Below are 4,593 nucleotides of genomic sequence, written 5' to 3'. Positions count from 1 at the left end.
CTCGGAAGCGCCGATCAAGGCTGGCAACACGCTGCCCATCCGCAACATCCCCGTGGGTTCGACCATCCACAACATCGAGCTGCTGCCTGGCAAGGGCGGTCAGATCGCTCGTTCGGCTGGCACCTCCGCTGTCCTGATGGCCCGCGAAGGCACCTACGCTCAGGTTCGCCTGCGCTCCGGTGAAGTCCGTCGCATCCACATCGAATGCCGCGCCACCCTGGGTGAAGTGAGCAACGAAGAGCACAGCCTGCGTCAATACGGCAAGGCCGGCGCCATCCGCTGGAAGGGCATCCGCCCGACCGTGCGTGGCGTCGCCATGAACCCGGTTGACCACCCGCACGGTGGTGGCGAAGGCCGCACCGGCGAAGGTCAGGTGCCTGTCTCGCCATGGAACACCATGACGAAGGGCTACCGCACCCGCAACAACAAGCGCACGCAGACGTTCATCGTCTCGCGTCGCAAAAAGTAAGGGGTAGGCTGAAATGGCTCGTTCTCTGAAAAAGGGTCCCTTCGTGGATCACCACCTGCTGGCCAAGGTTGAAAAGGCTGTGTCCACCAAGGACAAGAAGCCCGTCAAGACCTGGTCGCGTCGTTCGACCATCCTGCCTGAGTTCATCGGCCTGACCATTGCTGTGCACAACGGCAAGCAGCACGTGCCCGTGTACATCCAGGACCAGATGGTTGGCCACAAGCTCGGCGAGTTCGCCCTGACCCGCACGTTCAAGGGTCACCCAGGCGACAAGAAAGCCAAGAAATAAGGAGCAGCTGCGATGGAAACGAAAGCAATCGTTCGCGGCGTTCGCCTGTCGGTCGACAAGGGTCGACTGGTGGCCGATCTCATCCGTGGCAAGAAGGTCGATCAGGCCCTCAACATCCTCGAGTTCACCCAGAAGAAGGCTGCCGGCATCGTCAAGAAGGCACTGGAATCTGCGATCGCCAACGCCGAGCACAATGACGGCGCTGACATCGACGAACTGAAGGTCAAGACCATTTATGTGGAACAAGGTCCCACGCTGAAGCGTTTCACTGCCCGCGCCAAGGGCCGTGGCAACCGCATCAGCAAGCCGACCTGCCACATCTATGTGACCGTGGGCAACTAAGCAGAGGCTGATCATGGGACAAAAAATCCACCCAACCGGCTTCCGCCTGGCCGTCACCCGCAACTGGGCATCGCGTTGGTACGCCACCAATCGCAACTTCGCCTCGATGCTGGCTGAAGACCTGGAAGTCCGCGAATTCCTGAAGAAGAAGCTCAAGAACGCGGCCGTGTCGCGCATCTTGATCGAGCGTCCCGCCAAGAGCGCACGCATCACCATTTTCTCGGCTCGTCCGGGCGTGGTGATCGGCAAGAAGGGCGAAGACATCGAAAACCTGAAGCTCGAACTGGCCAAGCGCCTGAACGTGCCGGTCTCGGTGAACATCGAAGAAGTGCGCAAGCCTGAAGTCGATGCTCAACTGATCGCCGACTCGATCACGCAGCAGCTGGAAAAGCGCATCATGTTCCGCCGCGCCATGAAGCGCGCCATGCAGAACGCGATGCGCCTGGGCGCCCAGGGCATCAAGATCATGTCCGCCGGCCGTCTCAATGGCATCGAAATCGCTCGCACCGAGTGGTACCGCGAAGGCCGTGTGCCCCTGCACACCCTGCGCGCCGACATCGACTACGGCTTCTCCGAAGCCCACACCACCTACGGTGTGATCGGTGTGAAGGTGTGGGTCTACCGTGGTGACCGCCTGGCCAATGGCGAAGCCCCGGTGCTCAAGGGCGACGACAGCCAAGACGACCGCCGCAACCGCCGTGGCCCCCGCAGCGACCGCCCTGGTGACCGCCGTGGTCCCCGTGGTCCTGGCCGTGGTGCCCCGCGTGCCGACGGCGCCCCGGCTGATGGCAGCGACAAGCCTGCCGTCACCGCTGACGCCAAGCGCGTTCGCAAGGCTGCTCCGGCTGCCGAAGCGAAAGGAGAATAAACATGTTGCAACCTAATCGTCGCAAGTTCCGCAAGGAACACAAAGGCCGCAACACGGGTGTCGCCACCCGTGGCGCCGATGTGTCCTTCGGCGATTTCGGCCTGAAGGCCACCGAGCGTGGCCGCCTGACGGCCCGCCAGATCGAAGCTGCTCGTCGTGCCATTTCGCGTCACGTCAAGCGCGGTGGTCGCATCTTCATCCGCATCTTCCCCGACAAGCCGATCTCCAAGAAGCCTGCCGAGGTCCGCATGGGTAACGGTAAGGGTGGCGTGGAGTACTACGTCGCCGAGATCCAGCCCGGCAAGGTGCTGTACGAGATCCAGGGTGTGCCCGAAGAGCTCGCTCGCGAAGCGTTCACGCTGGCTGCTGCAAAGCTGCCGCTGAGCACGACCTTCGTTGGCCGCCAGTTCGGCATCTGATTGACGCGCAAGGAGAAAGAAATGGCTAACAAAGCCTCTGAACTGCGCGCCAAGGATGTGGCCGCATTGGAAACCGAAATCAAGGACCTGCTGAAGTCGCACTTCAACCTGCGCATGCAGCGTGCCACCCAGCAGCTCAACGACCATTCGAGCCTGAAGAAGACCCGTCGCGACATCGCTCGTGCGAAGACGATTCTGGCTCAGAAGAAGCAAGGAGCCGCCAAATGACGCAAGCTCAAACCAAAGTGGTTCGCAGCCTGGTCGGCAAGGTCGTCTCTGACGCCCGCGTCAAGACCGTGACCGTGCTGGTCGAGCGCCGTGTCAAGCACGAGCTCTACGGCAAGATCGTGGCCAAGTCGAACAAGTACCACGCTCACGACGAGAACAACGAGTTCAAGGTCGGCGACGTGGTCGAGATCAGCGAAAGCCGCCCTCTGTCGAAGACCAAGAACTGGGTCGTGACCCGCCTGGTCGAGAAGGCACAAGGCGTCTGATCGCCTCGGTGAAGGCGGGGTCAAACCCGCCGCTCACCCTCAAAAACCGGCGTCCAGTCATACTGGCGCCGGTTTTTTCATGGGCGTTTGATGGTTCATCGAGCCCGGTCACGCTTGACGCACATCGCACAAGAGGAGTTCCGCATGATCAAGGTTGGAGACAAGCTGCCCGCAGGCACGCTGTTCGAGTACATCGAAGTGGAAGGTGAGGGCTGCAGCCTGGGCCCCAATCCCTTTGACATCGAAAAGAGCACCGCAGGCAAGACCGTGGCCATCTTCGGCCTGCCTGGCGCGTTCACGCCCACGTGTTCGGCCAAGCACGCGCCCGGCTACATCGATCTGTTCGAGCAGTTCAAGGCCGCAGGGGTCGACGAGATCTGGTGCGTGTCGGTCAACGACGCCTTCGTGATGGGCGCCTGGGGCCGCGAGCTCAAGGCGGGCGGCAAGGTGCGCATGATGGCCGACGGCAGCGCGGCCTTCGCCAAGGCCACGGGCCTGACCCTGGACTTGAGCGAGAAAGGCCTGGGGCTGCGCTCGGGCCGCTATTCGATGCTGGTCAAGGATGGCGTGGTCAAGCAGCTCAACGACGAAAAGGGCGGTGGCTTCGCGGTCAGCGATGCCGAGACCTTGCTCAAGCAGGTGCAGGGCTGATCCCTCCCTGTCATGGCGCGCTTCGCGCCTGTTGACGGTGCAAGCCGGGCCTTCGTGCCCGGCTTTTTCTTGGGCGCTTGCCTTGGCTTGGGTCGAGGCGAGGCTGGCCATGGCCTGCGCCCGGCGCCCGGCGCCCGGTGCCCTGAGCGCGCACCTCCAGCGTGCGCCAGGAGCGCTTCAGCCCTGGCACGCTTTAAGCAAGCGGCTCTCCTTGAAAACCTGGCTATTTGGTCAAGTTGCATCCAACGGAGGATGAGCCGTGAGCCAGAGTGCCTGCCCCGATGTCCGTGCTGCCCGCCTGTCGGCGGATGCGTACGCCGAGCGCTTCGGCGATGCCGTGCCCGCCTTGACGGCAATGCAGGCGGTGATCGAGGCCGACCGCTGCCTCTATTGCCACGACGCGCCTTGCCAGCAGGCCTGTCCGACGGGCATCGACGTGCCGAGCTTCATCCGACGCATCGCCGATGGCAACCTGCGTGGCGCTGCCGAGGCCATCCTGGACGCCAACCCGCTGGGTGGGATGTGCGCGCGGGTGTGCCCGACCGAGGAGCTGTGCGAGGCCGTCTGCGTGCGCCAGACGCAGCAGGGCAAAGCCATCGAGATCGGACGGCTGCAGCGCCATGCCGTCGATGCGGTGATGGCAGATGGGGCGAGGCCAGTGTTCACGCGGGCGGCGCCAACGGGGCGGCACGTGGCCGTGGTGGGCGCGGGGCCCGCGGGGCTGGCGTGTGCGCACACCCTGGCGCGACTGGGCCACGACGTGACCATCTACGACGCCCATGCCAAGCCGGGTGGTCTCAACGAGTACGGTCTGGCCACCTACAAGACGGCGGGCGACTTCGCCCAGCGCGAGGTGGACTGGCTGCTGTCCATCGGCGGGATCCCCATCGAACCTGGCTACACGTTGAGCGAGCCGGCGCAACTCAGCACGCTGCGAGCGCAGCACGACGCGGTGTTCATCGGCGTGGGACTGGCGGGCACGCGCAGCCTGGGCTTGCAGGGTGATGCCGAGCTCGCAGGCGTGATGGACGCGGTGGACTTCATCGCCGGGTTGCGGCAGG

General features: G+C 63.7%; 9 protein-coding genes. All 9 read left to right on the top strand.

Annotation, left to right across the window (positions count from 1 at the left end):
* On the top strand, positions 1 to 469 hold a 469-nt coding region (gene rplB / locus B2W70_RS01810; protein ID WP_286742260.1), incomplete at its 5' end, for a 50S ribosomal protein L2.
* Between the two features lie 13 nt (positions 470 to 482).
* A complete protein-coding gene (gene rpsS / locus B2W70_RS01805; protein ID WP_058087407.1) occupies positions 483 to 758 on the top strand; it encodes a 30S ribosomal protein S19 in 276 nt (91 codons plus the stop codon).
* Positions 759 to 770: 12 nt separating this feature from the next.
* Positions 771 to 1,100 (top strand): 50S ribosomal protein L22, encoded by a 330-nt coding sequence (gene rplV, locus B2W70_RS01800; RefSeq protein WP_058087406.1) that lies wholly within the window; start codon positions 771 to 773, stop codon positions 1,098 to 1,100.
* Positions 1,101 to 1,113: 13 nt separating this feature from the next.
* Positions 1,114 to 1,968, top strand: a complete 855-nt coding sequence (rpsC, locus tag B2W70_RS01795; protein WP_286742258.1) for a 30S ribosomal protein S3 — start codon at positions 1,114 to 1,116, stop codon at positions 1,966 to 1,968.
* A gap of 2 nt (positions 1,969 to 1,970) precedes the next feature.
* Positions 1,971 to 2,387: a 50S ribosomal protein L16 gene (gene rplP / locus B2W70_RS01790; RefSeq protein WP_058087404.1), complete on the top strand. Its 417-nt coding sequence runs from the start codon at positions 1,971 to 1,973 to the stop codon at positions 2,385 to 2,387.
* Between the two features lie 21 nt (positions 2,388 to 2,408).
* The gene (rpmC, locus tag B2W70_RS01785; protein ID WP_286742254.1) at positions 2,409 to 2,615 is read left to right on the top strand and encodes a 50S ribosomal protein L29; all 207 of its coding nucleotides are present in this window, start codon (positions 2,409 to 2,411) and stop codon (positions 2,613 to 2,615) included.
* Positions 2,612 to 2,881, top strand: coding sequence for a 30S ribosomal protein S17 (rpsQ, locus tag B2W70_RS01780; protein WP_286742253.1), 270 nt, complete (start codon positions 2,612 to 2,614; stop codon positions 2,879 to 2,881). Before rpmC ends, rpsQ begins: the two co-directional genes overlap by 4 nt.
* Positions 2,882 to 3,025: 144 nt before the next feature.
* Positions 3,026 to 3,532 (top strand): peroxiredoxin, encoded by a 507-nt coding sequence (locus tag B2W70_RS01775; protein ID WP_286742252.1) that lies wholly within the window; start codon positions 3,026 to 3,028, stop codon positions 3,530 to 3,532.
* 259 nt (positions 3,533 to 3,791) lie between these two features.
* On the top strand, positions 3,792 to 4,593 hold an 802-nt coding region (locus B2W70_RS01770; protein WP_286742251.1), incomplete at its 3' end, for an FAD-dependent oxidoreductase.

The sequence above is a fragment of the Aquabacterium sp. UBA2148 genome (assembly GCF_002328915.1).
Lineage (GTDB): Bacteria > Pseudomonadota > Gammaproteobacteria > Burkholderiales > Burkholderiaceae_C > Aquabacterium > Aquabacterium parvum.
This window is presented reverse-complemented; position numbering and strand designations above follow the sequence as displayed.